The sequence below is a fragment of the Massilia sp. P2_C2 genome (genome assembly GCF_056404615.1).
Map to the genome: position 1 here is coordinate 1 of NZ_JBFUDR010000388.1, position 4968 is coordinate 4968.

Below are 4968 nucleotides of genomic sequence, written 5' to 3' on the forward strand. Positions count from 1 at the left end.
GGCCTGGGACGCCGCGCCGGCCGCGCCCGACGGCCAGCGCACGCGCGCCGCCCGGGCCGACACGGTCGGGGAACTGGGCATCACGATCGCCCACGAGGTCAACCAGCCGTTGGCCGCGATCCTGCTGCACGCGGCGGCCGCCCGGCGCTGGCTGCGCCGGGCCCAGCCCGACACCGTGCGCGCACTGGAAGCGCTGGAACAGATCAGCGCCTGCGGCCGCCAGGCCGGCGACATCGTGCGCAGCGTGCGCGGCCTGGCGCGGCGCGAAGGCGAAGCGGCGACGACGTTCACGCTCGACGCGGCCGCCGGCGACGTCGCGCTGCTGCTGCGCGCGCTGATGGTGCGCCAGAACGTGCAGCTGGAAACCCGGCTGCAGCTGCAGGACCGCCAGATCCACGCCAGCCGCGCCCAGATCCAGCAGGTGCTCATCAACCTGCTGCTGAACGCGATCGAGGCACTGGCCGACGTCAGCGACCGGCCGCGCCGCATCGTGCTGGAAACGGCGCCGGCCGGCCCGGGCCTGGTCGAGCTGCGCGTGCACGACAACGGGCCCGGCATCGCGCCGGCCGACCGCGAGCGCATCTTCGAGGCCCTGTATTCCACCAAGCCGCACGGCACCGGCGTCGGCCTGTCGATCAGCCGCGCGATCGCCCGCGCGCACGGCGGCCACATCGAATGCGTGCCGGCGCTGCCGCACGGCGCACTGTTCCGTGTCGTGCTGCCGGTGCGCTGTATGGCCGCCGTCACCCCATCCGCAACCCGCGACCATGCATGAGCAGCAATATGTCAACATACGGACGTCCGGCAAACGTCCGACGTCACTGGAGAGACCATGAACACACCCGCCATCGCCGACCTGATCCTCACCAACGGCCGCTTCCACACGCTGGACCGGTCCAACCCGCAGGCCGACGCGGTCGCCATTGCCGACGGCCGCTTCGTCGCCGTGGGTGATGCTGCCGACGTGATGCGTCACCGCGACGACACGACCCGCGTCATCGACCTCGCCGGGCACACGGTCATCCCCGGCCTGAACGACTCGCACCTGCACCTGATCCGCGGCGGCCTGAACTACAATCTCGAGCTGCGCTGGGAAGGCGTGCCGTCGCTGGCCGACGCGCTGCGCATGCTGCGCGAACAGGCCCTGCGCACGCCGCATCCGCAATGGGTGCGCGTGGTGGGCGGCTGGAACGAATTCCAGTTCGCCGAGAAGCGCATGCCCACGCTCGAGGAACTCAACGCCGCCGCGCCGGACACGCCCGTGTTCGTGCTGCACCTGTACGACCGCGCGCTGCTCAACCGCGCCGCGCTGCGCGCCGTCGGCTACGACAAGTCGACGCCGAACCCGCCGGGCGGCGAAATCGTGCGCGACGCCGCCGGCAACCCGACCGGCATGCTGATCGCCCGTCCCAACGCGATGATCCTGTACGCCACGCTGGCCAAGGGCCCGAAGCTCCCGCTGGAGCAGCAGATCAATTCGACCCGCCATTTCATGCGCGAGCTGAACCGCCTGGGCCTGACGAGCGCGATCGACGCCGGCGGCGGCTTCCAGAATTATCCCGAGGATTACCAGGTCGTCGAGCAGCTGGCCGCACAGGAGCAGCTGACGATCCGCATCGCCTACAACCTGTTCACGCAGAACAAGGGCAAGGAGCTGGACGATTTTCAAAAGTGGATGGCAATGGTGCAGCCGGGCCAGGGCAACGACTGGTACCGCCACAACGGCGCCGGCGAGATGCTCGTGTTTTCCGCCGCCGACTTCGAAGACTTCCTGGAACCGCGTCCCGACCTCCCGGCTGGCATGGAAGGCGAGCTGGAACAGGTCGTACGCCACCTCGTCGCCAACCGCTGGCCGTTCCGCCTGCACGCGACGTATGACGAGTCGATCTCGCGCATGCTGGACGTGTTCGAAAAGGTCGACCGCGAGATCCCGTTCGCCGGCCTGCGCTGGATGTTCGACCATGCCGAGACCATCACCCCGCGCAACATCGAGCGCGTTCGGCTACTTGGCGGCGGCATCGCGATCCAGCACCGCATGGCCTTCCAGGGCGAGTACTTCGTCGACCGTTATGGCGCGAAGGCGGCGGAAACGACGCCGCCGATCAAGCGCATGCTGGACGCCGGCGTGCCCGTGGGCGCCGGCACCGACGCGACCCGCGTCGCCAGCTACAACCCGTGGACTGCACTGTACTGGCTCGTCTCCGGCCGCACCGTGGGCGGGCTGCGCCTGTACGACGCGGGCGCGCGCCTCGACCGCCACACGGCGCTCGAACTGTGGACGGCCGGCAGCGCGTGGTTCTCCAGCGAACAGGGCCACAAGGGCCGCATCCAGGCAGGCATGCTGGCCGACCTGGCCGTGCTGTCGGCCGATTACTTCCGCGTCGACGAGGACGCCATCAAGGCCATCGAATCCGTGCTGACGGTGGTCGGCGGCCGCGTCGTGTACGGCCAGGGCCCGTTCCGCGAATACGCGCCGCCGGATCTGCCGGTACTGCCCGAGTGGTCGCCGGTGGCGAAGGTGCCGGGCCATTACCGCCCCGTCCAGCAAGCGGCGGCCACGCCCCTGGCCCACCAGTGCCGCGGCGCCTGCGCCGTGCATGCGCACGCGCACGACCGCGCGCGCAGGTCCGACGTGCCGGTGTCGGATTACAGCGGCTTCTGGGGCGCGTTCGGCTGCAGCTGCTTCGCGTTTTGAGGAGATCGACATGACCATGAAGCCCAACGACCTGGCGCTCGGCGTCGGGCTCGGCCTGCTGGCCGGCTACATCGACACGTCCGCATTCGTCGCCCTGTTCGGCCTGTTCACCGCGCACGTGACGGGCAACTTCGTCCTCATCGGCAGCGAGCTGGCGCGGCCGTCGCACGCCGGCGTGCTGCTGCTGAAATTCCTCGCCGTGCCCGCGTTCGCGGCCGGCGTCGTCGTGGCACGCATGATGGACGTGCGCTGCGCCCGCCTGGGCCACAACCCGGCGCGCCCGCTGCTGGGCGTGCAGCTGGCGCTGCTCACGGCGTTCATGGTGGCGGGCGTGGCCGCGTCGCCGCTGGGCAATCCGGAAGCGCCGCTGGTACTCGTCAGCGGGATGCTGGGCGCGGCGGCGATGGGCGTGCAGAACGCGGCCGGCAAGCTGCAGTTCGGCCGCATTGCGCCGACGACGGTCATGACGGGCAACGTGACCGAACTGCTGATCGACATGACGGACCTGGCCAGCGGCCGCGCCACGCCGGCCGTCAAGGCCCGCTTCGTGAAGTTCTTCTGGCCCGTGCTGGCGTTCGCCTTCGGCTGCGTCACGGGCGGCGCCGCGTACATGACGTTCGGGTTCTGGTGCCTGCTGCCCGCGCTGGCGCTGCTGGCCTTCCTCGTGCTGTTGGACTGGCCGGCGCTGGAGGCGGCACCGGCAGCGGCATAGCGGCACCGGATGCGTGCATGTCCGTCCCATCATTAGTAAAATGGTCGAACTAATCATTCGAACGAGAGGGAAAAGACATGCGCAGACTCGCCATGGCCTGCCTGGCGGCGGGTGTCCTGGCCGCCCAGGCGGCGCCGGCTCCGGCTCCGGCTTCGGCAAGCCGCCCACGCGTGGTGGTGCTGACCGACATCGAGGCCGACCCGGACGACACGCAATCGCTGGTCCGCCTGATGCTGTACACGAACGACCTCGACATCCAGGGCATCGTGGCGACGACGTCGGTCCACATGCGGGCCGCCGTCCACCCCGAGTCCGTGCGCGCCGTGATCGAGCGTTATGCCCRCGTGCGGCCCAATCTGCTGAAGCACGATCCCGCGTATCCGCCCGCGCAGCAATTGCTGGCGAAGGTCAGCCAGGGGCTTCCCGTGTACGGCATGGCCGGCGTCGGCGACGGCCACGATTCTCCCGGCTCCAACCTGCTGTTGCGCACCATCGAGGCGGACGATCCGCGCCCGCTCTGGATCCCGGTCTGGGGCGGCGCCAACACGCTCGCGCAGGCGCTGTACCGCCTGCAGCACACGACCACGCCCGAGCGGCTGGCGCGCCTCGTCGGCCGGCTGCGCGTTTATACGATCTCCGACCAGGACGACAGCGGCGCCTGGATCCGCAGGACGTTCCCCTCGCTGTTCTACATCGTCAGCCCGGGCAGCTACGGCAACGCGACGTGGATGGGCATGCACGAGGCGGTGGCCGGCATCGACAACACGACCGTCGGCAACCAATGGCTGGCTGCGCACATCCAGCAGGGTCACGGTCCGCTCGGCGCCGCGTATCCGGACGTGGCCTACGGCATGGAGGGCGATACGCCGAGCTTCCTCGGCCTGATCCCGAACGGTCTCAACGCGCCCGAGCATCCGGACTGGGGCGGCTGGGGCGGCCGCTACGTGGCGCGCATCCCGGCCATCGATGAAACCGATCCGCAAGGCTTCAACGGTGGGGTGCCGGTCGAACAGGAAACCCGGCCCATCTGGACCAATGCGGCCGACACGTACACGCCCTCGATTCCCGCCGACTACGGCCGCGCGATCAAGCCCGCCAGCCAGTCGTTCAAGGGCAACCGGGTGACGATCTGGCGCTGGCGCGACGACTTCCAGAACGACTTCGCGGCGCGCATGGCCTGGACGACGCAGCCGTACGCCAGGACCAACCACGCGCCCGTGCCGGCCCTGGCCCACGCGGACCGGTTGACCGTCCACGGCGGCGACTGGTTCACCCTGGACGCAAGCGGCAGCACGGATCCCGACGGCGACAGCCTGGGTTATCACTGGTTCGAGTACCACGAGGCCGGCACGCTGGCCCAACCGCTCGAACTGGGCACGGAAAACCTGAAGCACACGGCGGCGCGGGCGCCGCTGGTCGACAGGCCGGCCACCGCCCACATGATCCTGCGCGTCACGGACAAGGGCTCACCGCCCCTCAGCCGCTACAAGCGCGTGATCGTGACGATCCTGCCCAGGGACTAGAAACCTGTCCGGGTAGGGTGGGCACCCCTGTGCCCACG

The 4968-nt window shown here is 69.8% G+C and carries 4 protein-coding genes; all 4 read left to right on the forward strand.

The annotated features are described in order from the left end of the window. Positions 1-775 (forward strand): sensor histidine kinase (locus tag AC1DYX_RS27720; protein ID WP_477264898.1); only part of this gene is annotated, 775 nt, incomplete at its 5' end. 57 nt (positions 776-832) lie between these two features. Continuing rightward, positions 833-2695, forward strand: a complete 1863-nt coding sequence (locus AC1DYX_RS27725; protein WP_477264900.1) for an amidohydrolase — start codon at positions 833-835, stop codon at positions 2693-2695. 10 nt (positions 2696-2705) lie between these two features. Further along, complete coding sequence (locus AC1DYX_RS27730) at positions 2706-3407, forward strand: YoaK family protein (protein ID WP_477264902.1); 702 nt, start codon at positions 2706-2708, stop codon at positions 3405-3407. A 77-nt stretch (positions 3408-3484) separates the two neighbouring features. Beyond that, on the forward strand, positions 3485-4930 hold the full coding sequence (locus AC1DYX_RS27735; RefSeq protein ID WP_477264904.1) for a nucleoside hydrolase-like domain-containing protein: 1446 nt from the start codon (positions 3485-3487) through the stop codon (positions 4928-4930). Positions 4931-4968 lie beyond the last annotated feature (38 nt).

What these genes read in the sequence shown, in the direction of transcription:
- AC1DYX_RS27725 (WP_477264900.1), top strand. Translation starts at nt 833, where the DNA reads ATGAACACACCCGCCATCGCCGACCTGATCCTCACCAACGGCCGCTTC.
- AC1DYX_RS27730 (WP_477264902.1), top strand. Translation starts at nt 2,706, where the DNA reads ATGACCATGAAGCCCAACGACCTGGCGCTCGGCGTCGGGCTCGGCCTG.